General features: G+C 75.3%; 21 protein-coding genes. 10 read left to right on the top strand and 11 right to left on the bottom strand.

The genetic code is table 11. The features are described 5' to 3' along the window. Positions 1–2: 2 nt before the first annotated feature. Entirely contained in the window at positions 3–629 is a 627-nt protein-coding gene (locus tag ACI796_RS04320; RefSeq protein WP_456940034.1) for an FHA domain-containing protein, read from the bottom strand. A 172-nt stretch (positions 630–801) separates the two neighbouring features. On the opposite strand from ACI796_RS04320, the gene ACI796_RS04315 reads away from it, so the two are divergent. After that, positions 802–2,178, top strand: coding sequence for a S1 family peptidase (locus ACI796_RS04315; protein ID WP_456940033.1), 1,377 nt, complete (start codon positions 802–804; stop codon positions 2,176–2,178). A gap of 102 nt (positions 2,179–2,280) precedes the next feature. Here ACI796_RS04315 and ACI796_RS04310 read toward each other — a convergent pair whose 3' ends face one another. Continuing rightward, positions 2,281–2,673, bottom strand: a complete 393-nt coding sequence (locus tag ACI796_RS04310; protein ID WP_456940032.1) for a DUF5319 family protein — start codon at positions 2,671–2,673, stop codon at positions 2,281–2,283. Between the two features lie 209 nt (positions 2,674–2,882). On the opposite strand from ACI796_RS04310, the gene guaB reads away from it, so the two are divergent. From guaB to guaA, 3 genes are read left to right on the top strand one after another with little or no spacing between them, the layout of a single operon-like run. After that, positions 2,883–4,415 (top strand): IMP dehydrogenase, encoded by a 1,533-nt coding sequence (gene guaB, locus ACI796_RS04305; protein ID WP_456940031.1) that lies wholly within the window; start codon positions 2,883–2,885, stop codon positions 4,413–4,415. 2 nt (positions 4,416–4,417) lie between these two features. Continuing rightward, a complete protein-coding gene (locus ACI796_RS04300) occupies positions 4,418–5,554 on the top strand; it encodes a GuaB3 family IMP dehydrogenase-related protein (protein ID WP_456940030.1) in 1,137 nt (378 codons plus the stop codon). Next, positions 5,554–7,116, top strand: a complete 1,563-nt coding sequence (guaA, locus tag ACI796_RS04295) for a glutamine-hydrolyzing GMP synthase (RefSeq protein WP_456940029.1) — start codon at positions 5,554–5,556, stop codon at positions 7,114–7,116. Before ACI796_RS04300 ends, guaA begins: the two co-directional genes overlap by 1 nt. A 3-nt stretch (positions 7,117–7,119) precedes the next feature. On the opposite strand, the gene ACI796_RS04290 is transcribed toward guaA, so the two are convergent. Continuing rightward, complete coding sequence (locus ACI796_RS04290; RefSeq protein ID WP_456940028.1) at positions 7,120–7,806, bottom strand: helix-turn-helix transcriptional regulator; 687 nt, start codon at positions 7,804–7,806, stop codon at positions 7,120–7,122. 64 nt (positions 7,807–7,870) lie between these two features. Between ACI796_RS04290 and ACI796_RS04285 the strand changes: the two genes are divergently transcribed. Continuing rightward, positions 7,871–8,455, top strand: coding sequence for a dienelactone hydrolase family protein (locus tag ACI796_RS04285; protein ID WP_456940027.1), 585 nt, complete (start codon positions 7,871–7,873; stop codon positions 8,453–8,455). Positions 8,456–8,516: 61 nt separating this feature from the next. Here the strand turns inward: ACI796_RS04285 and ACI796_RS04280 are convergent, their stop codons facing one another. Both ACI796_RS04280 and ACI796_RS04275 read right to left on the bottom strand, forming a co-directional pair. Next, a complete protein-coding gene (locus ACI796_RS04280) occupies positions 8,517–8,816 on the bottom strand; it encodes a hypothetical protein (protein WP_387987640.1) in 300 nt (99 codons plus the stop codon). Next, positions 8,809–9,702 (bottom strand): PspC domain-containing protein, encoded by an 894-nt coding sequence (locus ACI796_RS04275; RefSeq protein ID WP_456940026.1) that lies wholly within the window; start codon positions 9,700–9,702, stop codon positions 8,809–8,811. Before ACI796_RS04275 ends, ACI796_RS04280 begins: the two co-directional genes overlap by 8 nt. A gap of 125 nt (positions 9,703–9,827) precedes the next feature. On the opposite strand from ACI796_RS04275, the gene ACI796_RS04270 reads away from it, so the two are divergent. Beyond that, positions 9,828–11,153: an ATP-binding protein gene (locus tag ACI796_RS04270; protein WP_456940025.1), complete on the top strand. Its 1,326-nt coding sequence runs from the start codon at positions 9,828–9,830 to the stop codon at positions 11,151–11,153. After that, on the top strand, positions 11,150–11,809 hold the full coding sequence (locus ACI796_RS04265) for a response regulator (protein ID WP_456940024.1): 660 nt from the start codon (positions 11,150–11,152) through the stop codon (positions 11,807–11,809). The genes ACI796_RS04270 and ACI796_RS04265 overlap by 4 nt, the downstream gene beginning before the upstream one ends. 30 nt (positions 11,810–11,839) lie before the next feature. Here the strand turns inward: ACI796_RS04265 and ACI796_RS04260 are convergent, their stop codons facing one another. From ACI796_RS04260 to ACI796_RS04250, 3 genes are read right to left on the bottom strand one after another with little or no spacing between them, the layout of a single operon-like run. Beyond that, complete coding sequence (locus tag ACI796_RS04260) at positions 11,840–12,574, bottom strand: PIG-L deacetylase family protein (protein ID WP_456940023.1); 735 nt, start codon at positions 12,572–12,574, stop codon at positions 11,840–11,842. Between the two features lie 9 nt (positions 12,575–12,583). After that, a complete protein-coding gene (locus tag ACI796_RS04255) occupies positions 12,584–13,471 on the bottom strand; it encodes an RNA polymerase sigma-70 factor (RefSeq protein WP_456940022.1) in 888 nt (295 codons plus the stop codon). A gap of 11 nt (positions 13,472–13,482) precedes the next feature. Continuing rightward, positions 13,483–14,055 carry a carboxymuconolactone decarboxylase family protein gene (locus ACI796_RS04250; RefSeq protein WP_456940021.1) on the bottom strand — a complete coding sequence of 191 codons (573 nt, stop codon included), beginning with the start codon at positions 14,053–14,055 and terminating at the stop codon, positions 13,483–13,485. Positions 14,056–14,232: 177 nt separating this feature from the next. Between ACI796_RS04250 and ACI796_RS04245 the strand changes: the two genes are divergently transcribed. Beyond that, the gene (locus ACI796_RS04245) at positions 14,233–14,637 is read left to right on the top strand and encodes a YybH family protein (protein WP_456940020.1); all 405 of its coding nucleotides are present in this window, start codon (positions 14,233–14,235) and stop codon (positions 14,635–14,637) included. Positions 14,638–14,658: 21 nt separating this feature from the next. Here ACI796_RS04245 and ACI796_RS04240 read toward each other — a convergent pair whose 3' ends face one another. Beyond that, entirely contained in the window at positions 14,659–14,928 is a 270-nt protein-coding gene (locus ACI796_RS04240; RefSeq protein ID WP_456940019.1) for a chorismate mutase, read from the bottom strand. Between the two features lie 252 nt (positions 14,929–15,180). Here ACI796_RS04240 and pcrA point away from each other — a divergent pair, with 252 nt between their 5' ends. Continuing rightward, the gene (pcrA, locus tag ACI796_RS04235) at positions 15,181–17,475 is read left to right on the top strand and encodes a DNA helicase PcrA (RefSeq protein WP_456940018.1); all 2,295 of its coding nucleotides are present in this window, start codon (positions 15,181–15,183) and stop codon (positions 17,473–17,475) included. Between the two features lie 38 nt (positions 17,476–17,513). Here pcrA and ACI796_RS04230 read toward each other — a convergent pair whose 3' ends face one another. Then, a complete protein-coding gene (locus ACI796_RS04230) occupies positions 17,514–18,176 on the bottom strand; it encodes a GAP family protein (protein WP_456940017.1) in 663 nt (220 codons plus the stop codon). Between the two features lie 77 nt (positions 18,177–18,253). On the opposite strand from ACI796_RS04230, the gene ACI796_RS04225 reads away from it, so the two are divergent. Further along, entirely contained in the window at positions 18,254–18,799 is a 546-nt protein-coding gene (locus ACI796_RS04225) for a TetR/AcrR family transcriptional regulator (RefSeq protein ID WP_456940016.1), read from the top strand. 15 nt (positions 18,800–18,814) lie between these two features. Here the strand turns inward: ACI796_RS04225 and ACI796_RS04220 are convergent, their stop codons facing one another. Continuing rightward, the gene (locus tag ACI796_RS04220; protein WP_456940015.1) at positions 18,815–19,723 is read right to left on the bottom strand and encodes a M23 family metallopeptidase; all 909 of its coding nucleotides are present in this window, start codon (positions 19,721–19,723) and stop codon (positions 18,815–18,817) included. Between the last annotated feature and the right edge of the window lie 168 nt (positions 19,724–19,891).

Here is a 19,891-nt window from a genome sequence, read left to right as displayed (position 1 = left end):
GGTCACAGGTCGCGCTCGCGGACGACTCCGCTCTGGAGTGCGCGCTCGACCAGGCGCAGCCGCTTCTGGTTGTGCGGCAGGTCCTCGACGTCGAACTTGGCGAACAGGGCGCGGAGGTGGGTCTTCACCGCGTCCTGGCTGAGGACGAGCTCGGCCGCGATCTGCTGGTTGGGCGTGGGCACCGCGTAGGCGCCGCCGTGCTTGAACGGCCGGCAGAGCGCGACGAGGACCCCCCGCTGCGACTCCGTCAACGAGCCCAGCGTCGGCACGTCGGCGGCCACCCGCGTCGACTCGTCCCGCCGGGGCACGTACTCGCGGTAGGCGAGCAGGGTGCCGCCGACCCGCACGGCGTCGCCGGCGTGCAGCCGCCGCCGGCCGGCGATGCGGGTCCCGTTCACGTAGGTCCCGTTCCGCGACAGCCCGTCGTCGGTGATGGTCCAGGCGCCGCCGATCCACTCGAGGGTGGCGTGCAGGCGGGAGACCTCCGCGTCCCAGGTGAGGGCGAGGTCGTTCTCCGGCGACCGGCCCACCGTCACCCGCGGGGCCGCGCCGGTGAGGAGGAACTCGGCGGACTCCCCGTTCGCGTCGGTGTAGCGGAGCAACGGGCAGCTCACCGTGCCGCCGGACACCCGCACATGGTCCTGCCCGTCCCTCCCCGCGGCAACGGTGTCGCGCACGGCCGCCGGGGGTGCGGAGGGTGGGTGGACACCCACCCCAGGGGTCCTGGAGGGGCCGTCGCGGGCGCTCGACGCTGATCTGCGTCAGGGGCACCCGCCCCACCCCGCTGAAGGGAGACCTCCGATGACCCCCACCGCCCGGCCGCTGCCCCGCTCCGCGGCCCGCACGCACCACACCGCCGTCCGGACGTCCCCGGCCCGGCGCACCCTCACCTCCGTGGTCGTCGGGACGGCGGCCGGTCTGACCCTGCTGGTCGCCGCACCGGCCACCGCCTCCGCCGCACCGGCGACGCCGGGGACGGCGCCGGCCGAGGCCGGGCCGGGGGACGCCGAGAAGTCCCTCGTCTACGTCGGCATCGACTGGACCGGGTACGTGGAGTACCCGACGGATGACGGCGGCTGGACCTGGTCGGACCCCGTCGCGGTGTACAGCGGCTGCACCGGCTGGTTCGCCAGCGACGAGGGGCACATCGTGACCGCCGGCCACTGCCTGGACCCGGCGGAGATCGAGGGTGCCGTCCTGCGCGAGTTCCTGGCGCAGAACGACGCCCTCCACCTGGAGGAGGAGGCCCAGACCTGGCGGGTCGAGGGCTACGAGGAGGGCGCCCCTCCCGACCGGACCGACGTCTGGGTGGTCCAGCCGTCGGCGGTCGAGGGCGCGGTGATCGAGGACCCGCTGACCGTCCAGGTGATCGAGCACCAGCCGTTCGAGGACGGCGACCTGGCCCTGCTCAAGGCCAACGGCCTCCAGGAGCCGACCCCGCCGCTGCCCATCGCGACCGACGCCCCACAGATCGGTGACCCGCTCACCGCCATCGGTTACCCGGACTCGGTCGCCAGCGTCTCGGACGTCCACCGGCTCCGGGCGTCGTTCAAGACCGGCACGGTCAGCTCCGTGCAGGTGAGCGAGAGCGGTGTCTCGAACACCGAGATCAACGCCGAGGTCTCCGCCGGCATGTCCGGCGGCCCCACCATCGACGCCGACGGCCGCGTCCTCGGGGTCAACAGCTTCGGCATCCTGGGGGAGGAGCAGAGCTTCAACTTCATCACCGACGGTGCGGCGCTGCGCGGCTTCCTCGAGCGGCAGGGCGTCGAGCCGCAGACCGGCACCGGCGGCCCGGAGACCGTGCCCGCCGGGGAGGCCCGGCCGGTCGACCCGACCGCGGCCCCGGTGTCCGCCAGTTCCGGCACGCCCGGCTGGGCGTACGGCGCCGGAGGGGCGGTCCTCCTGCTCGCGCTGGTCGCCGGAGGAGCGTTCGTCACGACCCGCGGTCGGGGACGGCGGACGGCGCCGGCGCCCGCCTCCGCCGGTCCGGTGCCCCCCGCCCCCGTGGCCACCCCCGCGGCGCCGGCCCCGCCGGCCCGGTCCGCCGGGGCGGAACGGACCCGGCTGATCGAGCGGACCGCCCCCCGGCCTCCGGTCGCGACGGCCTGCCGGCACGAGCGCAACGCCACCGGCGCCCGGTTCTGCGGCGACTGCGGGAGCCCGCTCACCCGGTGACGTGCCGGCAGTGGGGGACGCCGTGGCGACCCTCCGGGACGGGACGAGAACGCGCCGAGGGCCCTCTCCGACGATCGGAGAGGGCCCTCGGCGCGTTCTCGGCTACTCGTCGCGGGCGTGCCGGCCCGTGCGGCCGGAGCCGGGCTCCTCGCGCTCGGCCATCGCGGCCACCCCGTCGGCGTAGCCGCTGGCGTAGTCCCAGCTGACGTAGTCGTCGGGATCGGGGTCGAACGGCGGCTCGTGCCGGCCGGTCTGCCCCTCCTCGAGCAACTGGCGCAGGTTGGCCTGCATCAGCGCCCAGTCGACGTGGTGCTCCTCGTCGCAGTCCGGGCAGTCGACGACGATGCCCTTGATGCCCGTGGGCTCGAGCAGGGTGCGGAACACCTCGAGCTCGGCCAGGTCGTCGAGGACGCCGGCCCGTTCCTCCATCGACAGCGGTGGCGGGTCCGACGGCGAATCGAAGTCGGGCCCCGGGGCGTCGTCGAAGGGACTCACGGGTGCCTCCTCCCTCGTGCTGGCGGCGCGGGCGTCCCGGCCCGGACGCGCGGGCTCGCCCGTCCGGGGGACCACGGTAGCCGCCCGCGCCGACGGTTCCCACGCCTGCGCCCGGCGGCGTCCCGGGCGCCGGAGCGCCCGGCCTACGATCGTGGGCGGTTCCCGCGCGCCCGGCCGGGGGCGAAGCCGACGGAGAGGGTGGCGGCACCATGCAGCCCGACGACCACGCACCTGACGGGCACCGCCCCGAGCTGCCGGCGAAGTTCGCCCCGCTCGGCCTGACCTACGACGACGTCCTGCTCATCCCCGGCGAGTCCGACGTCGTCCCCGCCGAGGTCGACACCAGCAGCCGCCTCACCCGGGGCGTCCGGCTGGCGGTGCCGCTGGTCTCCAGCGCGATGGACACCGTCACCGAGGCCCGCATGGCGATCGCCATGGCGCGGGTCGGCGGCGTGGGCGTGCTGCACCGCAACCTCGCCGCCGAGGAGCAGGCCGGCCAGGTCGACCTGGTCAAGCGCTCCGAGGCCGGCATGGTCACCAACCCGGTCACCTGCTCGCCGGACAACACCCTCGCCGAGGTCGACGCCCTGTCGGCCCGCTACCGCATCTCCGGTGCGCCCGTCGTCGACGACGAGGGCGTGCTGGTCGGCATCGTCACCAACCGCGACATGCGCTTCGAGACCGACCAGAACCGGCTCGTGCGCGACGTCATGACGAAGATGCCGCTGGTCACCGCCCCGGTCGGCGTCGACCCCGACACCGCGCTGCGGCTGCTGTCCCAGCACAAGATCGAGAAGCTGCCGATCGTCGACGACTCCGGCCGGCTGCGCGGCCTGATCACCGTCAAGGACTTCGTCAAGCGCGACCAGTACCCGAACGCCACCAAGGACGCCGACGGCCGGCTCGTCGTCGCCGCGGCGGTGGGCGTGGGCGAGGACGCCTACGAGCGGGCCGGCCTGCTGGTCGACGCCGGGGTCGACGTGGTCGTCGTCGACACCGCGCACGGCCACCAGCGCGCCGTCCTCGACATGGTCGCCCGGGTCCGGAAGGACTTCGGCGGCGACGGCGGCGTGCAGGTGGTCGGCGGGAACGTCGCCACCCGCGCCGGCGCACAGGCGCTGGTCGACGCCGGCGCGGACGCGGTCAAGGTCGGCGTCGGCCCGGGCTCGATCTGCACCACCCGCGTGGTCGCCGGTGTCGGCGTCCCGCAGATCACCGCCATCTACGAGGCGAGCCTCGCGTGCAAGCCGGCCGGCGTCCCGGTCATCGCCGACGGCGGCCTGCAGTACTCCGGCGACATCGCCAAGGCGCTGGTCGCCGGCGCCGACACGGTCATGATCGGCGGGCTGTTCGCCGGGGTCGAGGAGGCCCCGGGCGAGCTGGTGTTCATGAACGGCAAGCAGTTCAAGACCTACCGCGGCATGGGGTCGCTCGGCGCCATGCAGAAGCGCGGCAACCAGTCCTACAGCCGCGACCGCTACTTCGCCGACGACGTCCTCTCCGACGACAAGCTCGTCCCCGAGGGCATCGAGGGCCAGGTGCCCTACCGCGGCCTGCTGGCCACCGTGGCGCACCAGCTCGTCGGCGGCCTGCGCGCGTCGATGGGCTACGCCGGCGCGGGCACCGTCGCCGACCTGCAGGACCGCGGGCAGCTGACCCGCATCACCTCGGCCGGTCTCGTGGAGAGCCACCCCCACGACATCCAGATGACCGTCGAGGCGCCGAACTACCGGGGGCGGTGACGATGCCCGCCCGCGACACCGTCGAGATCGGCCTCAACCGCTTCGCCCGCCGCGGCTACGACCTGGACGAGGTCTCGATCGTCCCGTCCCGCCGCACCCGCGACGTCGACGACGTCTCCACGGCCTGGCAGATCGACGCCTTCCGGTTCGACATCCCGCTGGTCACCAGCCCCAGCGACGCCGTCGTCAGCCCGGCGACGGCGATCGCCGTCGGCCGGAACGGCGGCCTCGGCGTGCTCAACGCCGAGGGGTTGTGGACCCGGTACGACGACCCGCTGCCGGTCTACCGGCAGCTGCGCGACGCCGCCGCCGAGGCGCCGCCGCCGGTGTCGATCCTGCAGCAGGTCTACGCCGAGCCGGTCAAGCCGGACCTGATCACCGCCCGCATCAAGGAGATGCGCGACGCCGGCGTGACGACGGCGGTGCGCGTCTCGCCGCAGCACACCGAGCAGCTCGCGCCCGCGGTGCTCGCCGCCGGGGTCGACCTGCTGGTCATCCAGGGCACGATCGTCTCCGCCGAGCACGTGACCACCCAGGGCGCGGCGCTGAACCTCAAGTCGTTCATCGCCGACCTCGACGTGCCGGTGATCGTCGGCGGTGCGGCGAACTACACGACGGCGCTGCACCTCATGCGCACCGGCGCGGCGGGGGTGATCGTCGGCGTCGGCGCCGACAGCTTCTCCACCGGCGACGCCGTGATGGGCATCCGGGTGCCGCTGGCCAGCGCGATCGCCGACGCCGCGGCCGCCCGCCGCGACTACCTCGACGAGACCGGCGGCCGGTACGTGCACGTCATCGCCAACGGCCGGATCGAGACCAGCGGCGCGATCGCGCGGGCGCTGGCCTGCGGCGCCGACGCCGTCCAGGTCGGCGAGCCGCTGCGCGCGGCGAAGGAGGCCCCCGGTGGCGGGGTCTGGTGGGACTCGGTGGCCGCCCACCCGCGGCTGCCCCGCGGCGGCACCTCGGCGCCGGTCCCGGCGGCCGGCTCGCTCGAGCAGCTGCTGCTCGGGCCGGCCGAGACCGCCGACGGTCGCACCAACCTGTTCGGCGCGCTGCGCCGCACGATGGCCAAGACCGGCTACCGCGACCTCAAGGAGTTCCAGCGCGTGGACCTGGTGATCGGCGGTCGACCCGACTGATGGACTTCCCCACCGTCCTGGTCGTCGACTTCGGCGCGCAGTACGCCCAGCTCATCGCCCGGCGCATCCGCGAGGCCGGCGTCTACTCCGAGATCGTCCCGTCCTCGGTGCCCGCGGCGGAGATCCTCGCGCGGGAGCCGGCGGCGGTGGTGCTGTCCGGCGGTCCCTCCAGCGTCTACGCGCAGGACGCGCCGCAGGTCGACCCGGCGCTGTTCGGGGGCGGCGTGCCCGCCTTCGGGATCTGCTACGGCTTCCAGGCGATGGCGCAGACGCTCGGCGGCACGGTCGCGCACACCGGCGACCGCGAGTACGGCGGCACCCCGCTGACGGTCACCACGCAGGGCCGGCTGTTCGGCGACCTGCCGGTGGAGCAGTCGGTGTGGATGAGCCACGGCGACGCCGTCAGCGTCCCGCCGCCCGGGTTCACCGTCACCGCCACGTCCACCGGCGCGCCGGTGGCGGCGTTCGAGGACGTCGACCGGCGGCTGGCCGGGGTGCAGTTCCACCCCGAGGTGCGGCACACCGCGCACGGGCAGACGGTGCTCGAGCACTTCCTGTTCGACATCGCCGGGCTCGAGCGCAGCTGGACGATGAGCAACGTCGTCGACGAGCAGGTCGCCGCCATCCGCAAGCAGATCGGTGACCGGCGGGCGCTGTGCGCGCTGTCGGGTGGCGTCGACTCCGCCGTGGCCGCCGCGCTCGTGCAGCGGGCCATCGGCGACCGGCTCACCTGCGTGTACGTCGACCACGGGCTCATGCGGCAGGGCGAGACCGAGCAGATCGAGCGCGACTTCGCCGAGGTCACCGGCGCCGACCTGCGGGTGGTCGACGCGAGCGAGCAGTTCCTCTCCGCGCTGGCCGGGGTCAGCGACCCGGAGCAGAAGCGGAAGATCATCGGCCGCGAGTTCATCCGGGTGTTCGAGCAGGCGGCCACCGACGTCGTCGCCGACGCGCAGGCGCACGGCGAGACCGTCGACTTCCTCGTGCAGGGCACGCTCTACCCCGACGTCGTGGAGTCCGGCGGCGGCACCGGCACGGCCAACATCAAGAGCCACCACAACGTCGGCGGGCTGCCCGAGGACCTGCAGTTCACCCTCGTCGAGCCGCTGCGCACGCTGTTCAAGGACGAGGTGCGCGAGGTGGGCCGGCAGCTCGGCCTGCCCGACCGGCTCGTGCAGCGCCAGCCGTTCCCCGGCCCGGGGTTGGGCATCCGCATCGTCGGCGAGGTGACCCGCGACCGGCTCGACGTCCTGCGGCGGGCCGACGCGATCGCCCGCGAGGAGCTCGGCGCGGCGAAGCTCGACTCCGAGATCTGGCAGTGCCCGGTGGTGCTGCTGGCCGACGTCCGCTCGGTCGGCGTCCAGGGCGACGGGCGCACCTACGGCCACCCGGTGGTGCTGCGGCCGGTGTCCAGCGAGGACGCCATGACCGCCGACTGGACCCGGCTGCCCTACGACGTGCTCGCCCGGATCTCCACCCGCATCACCAACGAGGTGCCCGAGGTCAACCGCGTCGTCCTCGACGTGACGAGCAAGCCGCCGGGCACCATCGAGTGGGAATGAGGGTCACCTGACGGAGTGCGCGTCGGGTGGGGGAGTGCCGTAGACGGCGGGGTCCCGCTCGGGTGCGGGCTCGGTGGTCAGGGCGGCGGCCTCGATGCGGTCCCAGCGGAACCAGCGCGGCGCGTCCCGCTCCCGGCACCAGCCCACGAGGTACCAGCGGTCCCCGGTGCGGGCCAGCAGGTGCGGCTCCACCCGCCGCCGGGACGCCGCCCCCGCCCGGTCCCGGTAGGTGATCGCCACGACGCGGCGCCGGGCCAGCGCCTGCTCGACCACCGGCGCCGGGTCCGGGCGCCGGGTGGGCCGGGCCCGCACCCACACCCGCCCGCCGAGCCGCTCCACCTCCGCCCGGGCCTGCGGGCCGAGGACGTCGAGCACCTTCTCCAGCGCCGCGCGGCCGTCGGCGGCGAACGGCGCGTCCGCCGCGCCGGCCAGGGCGACGGCGACCGCGACCGCCTGCGCCGGGGTCAGGTTCACCGGCGGCAGCGTGGCCGCGGCGTCGAGCACGTAGCCGCCGCCCGGGCCCGAGGTCGCCCAGATCGGGACACCGGCCTGCTGGAGCGCGCTGACGTCCCGCTTGACCGTGCGGGTGGACACCTCCAGCCACGCCGCCAGCCGCTGCGCCGTCCGCCCACGCGACCCGGCGCGACGCAGCTCCTCGGTGAGCGCGTGCAGCCGGTCGGTGCGGTTCACGGCGCGGATCGTCGCAGGAGACGGTGACAGGACGGTGTCACCGGACCTCCGCCACCGTGGGTCCATGACGACCATCGCGCTCTTCCACTCCGTCCTCGGCGTCCGGCCGGGGATCACCGATGCCGCGGACCGGCTGAGAGCGGCCGGTCACGAGGTCCGCGTCGTCGACCAGTACGACGGGCGGGTCTTCGACGGCTACGCCGAGGCGGGGGCGTTCGTGGACGAGGTGGGCTTCCCGGCACTCATGGCCCGCGCGGTCGACGCCGTCCGGGACCTGCCCGACGGCTTCGTGGCCGCCGGCTTCTCCAACGGCGCGGGGATGGCCGAGCACGTGGCCACGCAGCGCCGGTGCAGCGGCGTCCTGCTGGTCTCCGGTGCGCTGCCGGTGGCGGTCCTCGGGGTGCCGGGCTGGCCGGCCGGGCTGCCCGCGCAGCTGCACCGGACCACGGACGACCCGAAGCGCTCCGCGGAGTGGGACGAGGCGTTCGCCGCCGACGTGGCCGCGGCGGGCGCGGTGCTCGAGGTCTTCCGCTATCCCGGGGAGGGGCACCTGTTCACCGACCCGTCCCTGCCCGCGGAGTACGACGCGGAGGCCACCGGGCTGTTCTGGACCCGGGCGCTCGCGTTCGTCGACCGGGTCGCCGGCTGACACGGCGAGGGCCCGGGGAGCTGCTCGCTCCCCGGGCCCTCGCACCGGCCGCCCCGTGTCGTCAGCCGCGCCTGCGGCGCGCCCTCCGCAGCTCGCTCACCATCAGCGCGACACCCACGCCGACCAGCAGCAGCCACAGGAGCCCGCCGTCGGCGAGGAAGCCCAGCGGCACGGTCACCCCGGCGAGGAAGACCAGCGCCAGGACGACGAACGCGACGCCCGGGACCAGCGCGACCAGGTCCACCCGCCGCTTCGGGGCGGGGGCCTCGACCGGGAGGGCGCTGGTGTGCTGCCAGTCGGCGGCCAGCGCGCGCTCCTGCCAGCCGGTGGGGGTGGTGGGGAACTCGCTGTAGTCAGGCACGGGACACCTCCAGGTCGCCGACCCCGTGGTCGATGGTCAGGACGAACTCGGGCCGGCTGTCGCCGCCCGCTGCGCGGAAGTAGCCGTCCTCGCCGTCCTGGCCGAACAGCTCCGCGTTGCCGATGCCGTTCCGGACGTCGACCCGCACGTCGGCGTCGTCGGGGACGGTGACGTCGAGGTCGCCGACGCCGTGGTCGATGCGCACCTCGACCGGCTCGTCGATGTCGTCGACGTCGATCCGGGAGAGGTCGACGTCCATGTCGCCGGCGCCCAGGCGGTAGACGGGGCGCACGTCCTCGACGGTCGCCGGGAGGTAGTCGCGGTCGCCCACGCCGCCGCCGGGTCCGAAGCGGTCGTCGGCGTCCCAGGCGGGGACGGACGAGGTGAACAGCAGCGCCAGGGTGAGCACCGAGCCCAGCGCGATCAGCCCGCCGCGCGGTGTGCGGCCGCGGGTCAGCGCCGAGACGACCAGCCCCAGGCCGACGACGAGCAGCGCGCCGGCGAGGAACCCGCGGGGGCCGAGGTCGAGGTCGGTGTAGCGGGTCACCAGGACCATCAGGCCGACGACGATGAGCAGCCCCGCGATCGTCATCCCGGCGACGGGGGAGCGGGGCGCCGGCGGCTCGGCGGGCGTGCCGTCGGCGGCCCGGCGCGGGCCGCGCGGCATGAGCAGCCAGAGCAGCCCGTAGACGACGACGCCGGTGCCCCCGGCGAGGGTGAGGGCGACGAAGCCGACCCGCCACAGCAGCGCGTCGACGCCGCTGTACTCGGCGAGGCCGCCCGCGACGCCGCCGAGCACCTTGTCGGTGCGGCTGCGCCGGAGCGTGGGGCGTGGTGCGGGCGGGGGGTCGAAGGGTGGGGCGGGAGGAGGGGAGGCGGCGGTCATGGCACAGAGCGTGCCGAGCGGGCGCCCGCCGCGGCATCGGGGAAGGCCCCCATCCGACCCTGGTCCTGCTCGTCCGGGGGTTTCCCGGTACCGGGGGAGGTGCGCGCGGTGCGACGATCGGTGCCGTGACGAGGACGGCGCCCAGCACGGGCGGGCCGCCGGCCGGCGCCCCGCCGGCCGGGCCCGTCGGCGTGCCCACCGAGACCCCGCTGCCCACCGGGACCCTGCTGCCCACCGGGACCCTGCTGCCCACCGGGACCCCGCCGGTTCCCGCGGGCGCGACCGCCGTGGCGACCCGCCCGGCCGACACCCGCCCGCCGCTCGTGCGCCCGCGGCAGGGCCGGATGCTCGCCGGCGTCGCGGCGGGGACGGCGGCGCACCTGCGCACCGACCCGCTGGTCGTCCGCGCGGCGTTCGTCGCGCTGGCCGTGACGGGCATCGGCGTCATCGCCTATGCGCTGCTGTGGTTCTTCGTGCCGCTGGGCGAGGTCGCCCCCGACGCGGCGGCCCGGCCCAGCCGGCGGCAGACCGTCGGCCTGGTCTTCTTCGGCCTCGGCGCGATGGTGCTGGTCACCAACCTGGCGACGTGGGGGAACAACGACCTCATCGCCCCGCTGCTGCTGGTCGGCGGCGGGCTCGCCGTCATCTGGCGGCAGCTGGACACCGACCGCACGCTGACCCGGCCCGGCGTCCGCTGGGTGCTCGCCGGCGGCGCGACGCTCGCCGCCATCGGCCTGGTCCTGCTGCTCGCGACGACGGGTCAGCTGGCCGCGGCGCGCAACGGCTTCGTCGCCACCCTGGTCATCATGGTGGGCGTCGTGCTGGCCACCGCGCCGTTCTGGCGGCGGCTGCTGGACTCGCGCGAGTCCGAGCGCACCGCCCGCATCCGCTCCGAGGAGCGGGCCGCCGTCGCCGCGCACCTGCACGACTCGGTGCTGCAGACCCTCGCGCTCATCCAGCGCAACTCCGCCGACCAGCAGGCCGTCGCGCGGCTGGCCCGCAGCCAGGAGCGGGAGCTGCGCAGCTGGCTCTACGAGCCGGCGTCGTCCGTCGGCGGCGGTACCTGGGCGGCACTGGTCTCGGAGATGGTCGCCGAGGTGGAGGGCGACCACGCGCTCACCGTGGACCCGGTCGTCGTCGGCGACGCCCCCGTCGACGACGCGCTCGCGGCGCTGGGCGCGGCCACCCGCGAGGCGCTGCTCAACGCCGCCAAGCACGCCGGCGTGACCTCGGCCGACCTCTACACCGAGGTGGGCGCGCAGTCGGTGTCGGTGTTCGTCCGCGACCGCGGCGCCGGCTTCGACCCGTCCGCCGTCCCGGCCGACCGCCGCGGGCTGCGCGACTCGGTGTCCGGCCGGCTCACCCGCCTGGGCGGGACGGCGACGGTGCGCTCGGCGCCGGGCGAGGGCACCGAGGTCGAGCTCGTGCTGCCCCGCGAGGCCGCCGCGTGAGCGTCCCCCGCGTCTTCGTCGTCGACGACCACGCCATGGTCCGCGCGGGCGTGCGTGCCGAGCTCGGCGGCGCCGTCACCGTGGTCGGCGAGGCGGCCGACGTCGACTCCGCCGTCGCCGGCATCCGGGCCACCGTCCCCGACGTCGTGCTGCTCGACGTCCACATGCCCGGTGGCGGGGGCCGGTCCGTGCTCGAGACGCTGCGCGCCGAGCTGCCCGACGTGCGCTGGCTGGCGCTGTCGGTGTCCGACGCCGCCGAGGACGTCATCGCGGTCATCCGCGCCGGCGCCCGCGGCTACGTCACCAAGACCATCTCCGGGCCCGAGCTGGTGTCGGCGGTGCAGCGGGTGGCCGACGGCGACGTCGTCTTCAGCCCCCGGCTGGCCGGCTTCGTGCTCGACGCCTTCGCCGCGAGCGCACCGTCGGCCGCGCCCGCCGAGGACCCGGCGACCGACCCCGGCCTGGACCTGCTCAGCGCCCGCGAGCGCGAGGTCATGCAGCTGCTGGCGCGCGGCTACACCTACCGGGAGATCGGCTCGCGGCTGTTCATCTCGGTGAAGACCGTGGAGTCCCACGCGTCGAACGTGCTGCGCAAGCTGCAGCTGTCCAACCGCAACGAGCTGACCCGCTGGGCGGCGACCAATCGCCTGCTCTGACCGCCTCCCGCGTGCGGAAGGCGGAACGGATCACGCCGTGTGGACGACGTGGAAGGCCTCGGCGAGGCGGCCGTCGGGCAGGCCGAAGCGGCGGGCGGTCTGCGCCATCCAGCCCGTGACGAAGGACTCCAGGTCGTCGAGGTGGCTGACCTGCGTCACGTGGCTCTTCAGCGCGGCGAACTTGAGCTCGACGACGTCGGTCACGTCGACGGCGTGGTCGGCCCGCGGGCTGGCGCCCAGCCACACCTCCTCCACCGTCCACGCCGACAGGCCCTCGTCGGCCAGCAGCTCCGGGAAGGCGAACGGGTTGCGGGCGTCGGGGTAGACCGCGCGCAGCGTCGACTCGCCCACGGTCATGTGGTCGGGGTGGCTGGCGCCGACCCGCTCGTACCAGCGCTCCGGGGAGCTGGTGAGCACCCGCTGCGGGCGCACCTGCCGGATGACCCGGCTGATGTCCCGGCGCAGGTCGAGGGTCAGCTCCAGCCGGCCGTCCGGGTAGCCGAGGAAGCGCACGTCGGTGACCCCGACGGCGGCGGCCGCGGCGCGCTGCTCCTCCCGCCGCAGCGGGCCCATCCGGTCGCGCGGGGTCTCGTCGAAGCCGCCCGCGTCGCCGTCGGTGACGATGCAGTAGACGACCTCGGTGCCCGCCGCGGTCCAGGTCGCCACGGTGCCCGCGCTGCCGAAGTCGACGTCGTCGGGGTGGGCGAGCACGCACAGGACGCGCTCGACGTGCTCGGCGGGCCTGCGGGGCGGGACGGCGGTCACCGACGGAGCCTATGCAGGGGGTGCGCCCGCCCGCAGACCCGCCAGCTTGTCCGGGTTGAGCACCACGAGGACCTGCTGGACCAGGCCGTCGGTGACCACCAGGGAGACCGCGACGAGGGGCTCCCCGTCGGTCCACGCCGCCACCCCGGGCCGGCCGTTGACCTCGGTCAGCACCATCCGCAGCCCCGGCGCCGACACCCCTCCGGGGATGACGGCGGCGAGGAAACGGGCCACCTTCTCCGCGCCGGTGATCGGCCGCAGCGCCGCCTTCGCCCGGCCGCCGGCGTCGGTCAGCAGCACCGCGCCCGGGGCGAGCGCGGCCAGCAGCGCGTCGACGTCGCCGCCCACGCACGCGGCCAGGAACCGCTCGGTGACCTCGCGGTGGGCCGCCCGGTCGGCGTCGAACCGCGGACGGCGGGCGGCCACGTGCTCCCGCGCGCGGTGCCCGATCTGCCGGACCGCCGCCTCCGAGCGGCCGAGGGCGGCGGCCACCTCCGCGGCCGGCAGCCCGAACACCTCCCGCAGGACGAACACCGCCCGCTCGGCGGGGGACAGGGTCTCCAGGACGACGAGCAGCGCCAACGACACCTCCTCGCCGAGCACCGCCTCGTCGGCCGGGTCGCCGGACCCGTCGGTGAGCAGCGGCTCGGGCAGCCAGGGGCCGACGTAGGTCTCCCGGCGCGCGCGGGCGGAGTCCAGCCGGTCCAGCGCCAGCCGGGTGGTGACCCGGACCAGGTAGGCGCGCGGGTCGGCGACGTCGCCGCGGTCGGCGGCCGACCAGCGCAGCCAGGCGTCCTGGACGACGTCCTCGGCATCGGCGACGCTGCCGAGCATCTGGTAGGCGACGGTGAACAGCAGCCGCCGGTGCGCGTCGAACGCCGGCAGCGGGCCGGTCACGCGCGGGCCGGTCACGCGCGGGCCGGGAGCTCGCAGCGGTCCCGGAAGCCCTGGCTGGTCAGGCCCAGGGCGCTGTTGGCCCGCGCCCGGCTGTTCTCCACGGCGACCATCATCGTGAGCTCGACCAAGGCGGCGTCGTCGAGGTCGCGCCGCAGGGCGGCGACCATCTCGTCGGTGACGCCCGTCGGCGTGGTGCTCATGGCCTCGGCGTACTCGACGACGCGCCGCTCGAGGCCGGTGAGCGCGTCGCTGTCCCGCCAGGCGGGGACGGCGCGCAGCTTGGCCGGGTCCACGCCCTCGTGCGCGGTCCCGATCCAGTAGCCGAAGTCGACGCACCACGAGCAGCCGACGGTCACCGCCGCCGACATGACCGCGAGCGACTTGAGCGTCGGGTCGAGCCGGTCCCACTTGGCGAGGGACTGCTCGTGGCGCAGGTGGGTGAACAGCAGGCGGGGGTGGTGGCCGAACGCCGCGGCGGGTTCGAGCGTCGCGCCGAACCGGCGGCGGGAGTACCGGTCCACGATGCGCGTGAGCAGCGTGCGCGGCGGGTCGAGCGGGATGCGGGCGGTGCGGGTCCCGGTCACGGCGGCGTCCTCTCGGGTGGGGTGTCCTCTCGGGTGGGGTGTCCTCATGGAGACGACGCAGCCGCCCGCGGTGTGACACGCGGTCCGGGGTTCCACGGGGGACGCGGGCAGGCGGATCCTGACGGTCACCAGGAGGCGTACGACGGGCTGCGCCGGCCCGTCGGGGGAGGAGCAGAGGTGGACCCTGCACTGTCCCGGGCGATGGACCGGGTCGCGGAGGGCCTCGCCGCCATGGGCGCCGGCAACCCCGGTCCCTACGCGGCCTGCTGGGCGGACTCGCCCGACGTCACGCTGTTCGGCGCGTGGGGGCCGATCGAGAAGGGCCACCACGCCGTCACGAAGACCTTCGACTGGGTGGGTGGCCGCTTCAGCGACGGCCGGCTCGTCCCGCGCTACGACGTGGTCGAGGTCAGCGGGGACCTCGCCTACACGGTCGGCTTCGAGCAGGGCACCGTCCGCGTCGACGGCGGGGAGCCGCGGGACATGACGATCCGGGTGACGCACGTGTACCGGCGGGTCGAGGGCGACTGGTGGCTGGTCCACCGGCACGCCGACTTCCCGCCGGCCGACCAGCGACGCTGAGCCGGCCCGGCGGGGTCCTCGTCACAGGCGCCCGCGGCCCTGGCGCAGCAGCAGCATCCCGAGCGCCGCGCCGTCCGGGCCGAGGGCGGCGCGGAAGCGGTCGATCACCTGCTGCTCCCGCGCCAGCGACAGCCGGGTGCCGCCGGTGGAGCGGCGCAGCTCGCCGATCTGCTGCGAGACGGCGAGGCGCCGCTGCACCAGCGCGATCAGCTCGGCGTCGCAGGCGTCGATCTCGCCGCGCAGCTCGGCGATGCGGGTGTCGGCGTCGGTGGGCGGCAGGGTGGCGGTCATCGGGTTCCTCCGGGGCGGGGAGTGGCCGTCGGACCCCGGGGAACGAGAAACGCCCCGGGCTCCTCGGGCCCGGGGCGTTCGTTGCGGCGGCTGCTCAGCCGGCGGCGACGGACACCGGAACCCGGTGCCCGTAGTAAAAGCTCATGGTGGCGAGCAGCACGTCGCCGAGTGTGCCACAGCACGCCCGGCGGCCACGAGGGGCGGTCCGGCGCGGGCGGGTCCGTCGCCGGTCCGAACTACAGTGGTGTGGCTATGAGCAGCGTGCAGCAGGCCCTCCCCGGAACCGCCGCGCTCCAGCGTTCCGCTCCCGGCTCGGCCGGCCGGGACCTGGACCGCATGCTGGCCGGACTCAACGGTCCCCAGCGTCAGGCCGTCGTCCACGAGGGCGGCCCGCTGCTCATCGTGGCGGGCGCCGGGTCGGGCAAGACCCGGGTGCTCACCCACCGCATCGCCTACCTGCTCGGCGCCCGCGGGGTGCAGCCGGGCGAGGTCCTCGCGATCACCTTCACCAACAAGGCCGCCGGCGAGATGAAGGAGCGGGTGGCCCAGCTGGTCGGGCCGCGTGCCCGGGCGATGTGGGTGTCCACGTTCCACTCGATGTGCGTGCGGATCCTGCGCGCCGAGTCGGCGAAGCTGGGCCTGAAGTCGTCGTTCACGATCTACGACCAGGGCGACTCGGTGCGCCTGATGACGATGGTCGCCCGCGACCTGGACCTCGACGCCAAGCGCCACCCCGGCCGCAGCCTGGCCGCGCAGGTGTCGAACCTGAAGAACGAGCTGGTCGACGAGGAGGCGTTCAGCCCGCAGACGGCGCCGGAGAAGGTGCTCAAGGAGGCCTACACGCTCTACCAGCGGCGGCTGCGCGAGGCGCACGCGCTGGACTTCGACGACCTGATCATGACGACGGTCAACCTGCTGCAGGCCTTCCCCGACGTCGCCGAGCACTACCGGCGCCGCTTCCGGCACGTGCTGGTCGACGAGTACCAGGACACCAACCACGCGCAGTACGTGCTGGTCCGCGAGCTGGTCGGCACGGGCGAGGGGCCGGTCCCGCCGGCCGAGCTGTGCGTCGTCGGCGACGCCGACCAGTCGATCTACGCCTTCCGCGGCGCGACGATCCGCAACATCGACGAGTTCGAGCGCGACTACCCCGACGCGACGACGATCCTGCTCGAGCAGAACTACCGCTCCACGCAGCGGATCCTCAAGGCGGCCAACACCGTCATCGCCAAGAACACCGGCCGCCGTCCCAAGAGCCTGTGGACCGACGCCGGCGACGGCGAGCTGATCGAGGGCTACGTCGCCGAGAACGAGCACGACGAGGCCGCCTGGGTGGCCGAGCAGATCGACGCGCTGGTCGACGCCGGCACGGTCCGGCCCGCGGACATCGCCGTCTTCTACCGGACCAACAACGCCTCCCGTGTGTTCGAGGAGGTGTTCATCCGCGTCGGCATGCCCTACAAGGTCGTCGGCGGGGTGCGCTTCTACGAGCGCAAGGAGGTCCGCGACGCGCTGGCCTACCTCCGGGTGGTCGCCAACCCGGCCGACGTCGTCAGCCTGCGCCGGGTGATCAACACGCCCAAGCGCGGCATCGGCGACAAGGCCGAGTCCTGCATCGAGCAGTTCGCCGACCGGGAGCGGATCGCGTTCCCGTCGGCGCTGCGCCGCTGCCCGGAGATCACCACGCTGGCGCCGCGCTCGCTCAAGGCGATCCAGGAGTTCGTCGCGTTGCTCGAGGAGTTCGAGCAGCTGGTCGAGACCGGCTCGGGCCCGGCCGCGCTGCTGGAGAGCATCCTCGACCGCACCGGCTACCTCGCCGAGCTCGAGGCCAGCACCGACCCGCAGGACGAGGGCCGCGTCGACAACCTCAACGAGCTCATCTCGGTGGCCGCGGAGTTCGAGGCGGCCAACCCCGGCGGCACCGTCACCGACTTCCTCGAGCAGGTCTCGCTGGTGGCCGACGCCGACCAGATCCCCGTCTCCGGCGACGAGGCCGGCGTCGTCACGCTGATGACGCTGCACACGGCCAAGGGCCTGGAGTTCCCGGTCGTGTTCCTCACCGGCCTCGAGGACGGCGTGTTCCCGCACCTGCGGGCGCTGGGCGACCCGCGGGAGCTGGAGGAGGAGCGGCGGCTGGCCTACGTCGGCATCACCCGCGCGCGGCAGCGGCTGTTCCTGTCCCGCGCCACGGTGCGCACCAGCTGGGGGCAGCCGGCCTACAACCCGCCGTCGCGGTTCCTCGACGAGCTCCCCCCGGACACCGTGCACTGGGCGCGCACCGACCCGACGCCGGCGCCGAGCACCGGCTCGTCGGCGCAGCAGCGGGTGGCCGCGACCGGCCTGTCGACGGGCGGGCTGCGCGGCGGCCGCGGCAACCGGCCGGTGATCTCCGTCGAGGTCGGCGACCGGGTCAGCCACGACGCGTTCGGGCTGGGCACGGTGGTCGAGGTCAACGGCGCCGGCGACAAGGCGCAGGCCACGGTCGACTTCGGCTCCGGCGGCACCAAGCGCCTGGTCCTGCGCTACGCCCCCCTCGTCAAGCTCTGATCACCGGTCGCGTGCCCTGAGCACCGGCCCCGGGCGGGTCACGCCACCGCCAGGGCCGTGACACCCGCGGCGAGCCCCACCAGGCCGAGGGCGGCCGGGATGCTGCGGGGGACGGTCCGGGGCGTGCCGATGCGCTCGTACAGGGCACCCAGGCGCCGGCGGACCCGCTCGCCGTGGAAGGCGCCCAGGACGAGCAGGACCAGGCACGGCGCGCAGTACACGAGGGCGTAGCCGGCCAGGACCGCGACCCCCTGCCCCGCGGCGACGTCGGCGGTGACGAGCCGCTCGATCGCGATGAGGTACGGGAAGGCGTTGGGCAGGTCCGCGCCGGTGACCAGGACGCCGACGGGCGCGGCGGTCCACGGGCCGAACCAGGCCGGCAGGGTGACCGCACCGCGACGCCGGCTGCGCAACCGGCGGACGGCGGCGACCAGCAGCAGCAGGGCGGCGATCCCGAGCGCGATCCGCCGGACCCAGGTGATCCCGCCGGTGACGGCGTCCGCGGCGGCCTCGGCCCCGGACCAGACCGCCAGACCCAGGGCCAGGACGGTGAGGTACGCCCCGCCGACGAAGGCCGCCGCGCAGGCGACCGGGTGCCGCAGCGGGGCCAGCAGGACCAGGGCGACCCCGCCGATCGTGGCCGGGTTGAGCGCGTCGAGGAGAGCCAGGCCCAGGATGCCGGCGAGCAGGGTGGAGGTCATGACGGGCAGAGGGACGACGCCATGCGATCATCGTCTCATCTGAGACGCCGAAGTCTCAAGCGCGTACGCTGTCGCCCGTGCTCGACGACGAGGCGCTGCTGGCCGGGGCGGCCGCGCTCCTGGCCGCCCGCCCGGCCGCGTCCATGGAGGACGTGGCCCGCGCGGTCGGGATCAGCCGGGCCACGTTGTTCCGCCGGTTCCCCAGCCGGTCGGCGCTCGTCGGCGCCCTGTGCCGCCAGGCGGTCGAGGCCTTCGCCGTCGCCACCGAGCCGATCGACGACGACGGGGCCGACGCCGCGTCCGCCCTGTGCGGACTGGTCGCCCGGCTGGTCCCGCTGGGTGCCCGCTACGGCCTGGTGGCCTCCCAGCCCCTGGACGAGCTGGTCGAGCGGGAGCTGCTCGCCCGTGCCGCCGCCGCCGAGGACCGGGTGCGCGCCCTGGTGCGGCGCGGGCAGGAGGAGGGCTCGTTCCGGGTCGACGTCGACCCCGAGTGGGTGCTGACGGTGCTCACCTGGCTGATCGCGGGCGCGGCGGACGGGGTCCGGCTGGGCCGGCTGGCGCCGGCCCGGGTCGAGGCCCAGGTGACCGACGCCGTGCTCCGGCTGGTCCTCCGCGGCGGGTGAGCGGAGCGGCGGACGTCAGAGGGTGACGCCGTGGTCGGCGAGCCACTCCTCGGGGTCGATCGGCCGCCCGGTCATGCCGCCGCGGTGGATCTCGTAGTGCAGGTGCGGGCCGGTGGACTGGCCCTCGTTGCCGATCCTGGCGATCTCGTCGCCGGCGTGCACGATCTGGCCCGCCTCGACGTCGTAGTAGCGCATGTGCCCGTAGATGTGCACGTTGCCGTCGGCGTCCTGGACGTAGACGGCGTTGCCGTACCCGGAGGCGCGGCCGGCGCGCAGCACGACCCCGTCGGTGACCGAGTGGATCGGCGTGCCGAGCGAGTTGGCCAGGTCGATGCCCCAGTGCATGGAACCCCAGCGCTGGCAGAAGCAGGTGGTCATCCGGCCGGTTGTCGGCGCGACGACCTGCGGCTCGCGGGCGGCGCGGGAGGCGGCCAGCTCGGACAGCCGGACGGCGGCCTCGGCCTGGGTGATGCCCTGCCGGACGCCGGCGTCCTCCATGTCCCCGGTCAGCCCGATGTCGGCGGCGCCGAGGCCGTAGTCGGCGGCACTCACCGAGGCGGCGGGCGCCTCGGCCCCGCCGGTCAGCGTGGGGACGGCGACGACGAGCGCCCCGGCGACGAGCGCGCCCAACCACAGCGGGCCGCGGCGGCCGGGCGGGCGGCGGACGGTGCGCCGGGCGGCGGGCTCGGTGGCGGCGGGCTCGGTGGCGGCCGGCTCGGGAGCGGCCTCGGCGGGGACCGGCGCGGCGGCGTCCACGGCCTCGGGGGCGACGGGGGTGGCGACCGCGGGGACGGCGCCCGGCACCGCGGGCCGCCGGACCGGCGGCACGGCCGGGGTCCCCAGCGGGCCGGACGAGATGCGGCCGGTCGTGTCGGGCCCGGTCGCCCGGCGGCCGGTCGCCGCGGGCTCGAGGAGCGCGGTCACGGGACACCCTTCGTCCACGCTCCCGGGGCCGCTGCGCGGGGCAGTCCGTCGGGGGAGCGACGGCGGTGGAGGCGTCCGGGAGGACGCCCGCCGGTGGGTACCGGCGCCGTGATCGGACCGTAACGTTCCGTCAGGACTGACCGGGGGAAGCGACGCTGCGTGTCGCCA

Source organism: Geodermatophilus sp. SYSU D00525 (assembly GCF_054050475.1).
The sequence above is the reverse complement of the archived record's forward strand: the minus strand, read 5'-3'. Positions and strand labels throughout refer to the sequence as shown.

Excerpts from the sequence above, each read along its gene's own strand:
- ACI796_RS04315 (WP_456940033.1), top strand. The coding sequence starts at position 802 with ATGACCCCCACCGCCCGGCCGCTGCCCCGCTCCGCGGCCCGCACGCAC.
- guaB (WP_456940031.1), top strand. The coding sequence starts at position 2,883 with ATGCAGCCCGACGACCACGCACCTGACGGGCACCGCCCCGAGCTGCCG.
- ACI796_RS04300 (WP_456940030.1), top strand. The coding sequence starts at position 4,418 with ATGCCCGCCCGCGACACCGTCGAGATCGGCCTCAACCGCTTCGCCCGC.
- guaA (WP_456940029.1), top strand. The coding sequence starts at position 5,554 with ATGGACTTCCCCACCGTCCTGGTCGTCGACTTCGGCGCGCAGTACGCC.
- ACI796_RS04285 (WP_456940027.1), top strand. The coding sequence starts at position 7,871 with ATGACGACCATCGCGCTCTTCCACTCCGTCCTCGGCGTCCGGCCGGGG.
- ACI796_RS04275 (WP_456940026.1), bottom strand. The coding sequence starts at position 9,702 with ATGACCGCCGCCTCCCCTCCTCCCGCCCCACCCTTCGACCCCCCGCCC.
- ACI796_RS04240 (WP_456940019.1), bottom strand. The coding sequence starts at position 14,928 with ATGACCGCCACCCTGCCGCCCACCGACGCCGACACCCGCATCGCCGAG.
- pcrA (WP_456940018.1), top strand. The coding sequence starts at position 15,181 with ATGAGCAGCGTGCAGCAGGCCCTCCCCGGAACCGCCGCGCTCCAGCGT.
- ACI796_RS04230 (WP_456940017.1), bottom strand. The coding sequence starts at position 18,176 with ATGACCTCCACCCTGCTCGCCGGCATCCTGGGCCTGGCTCTCCTCGAC.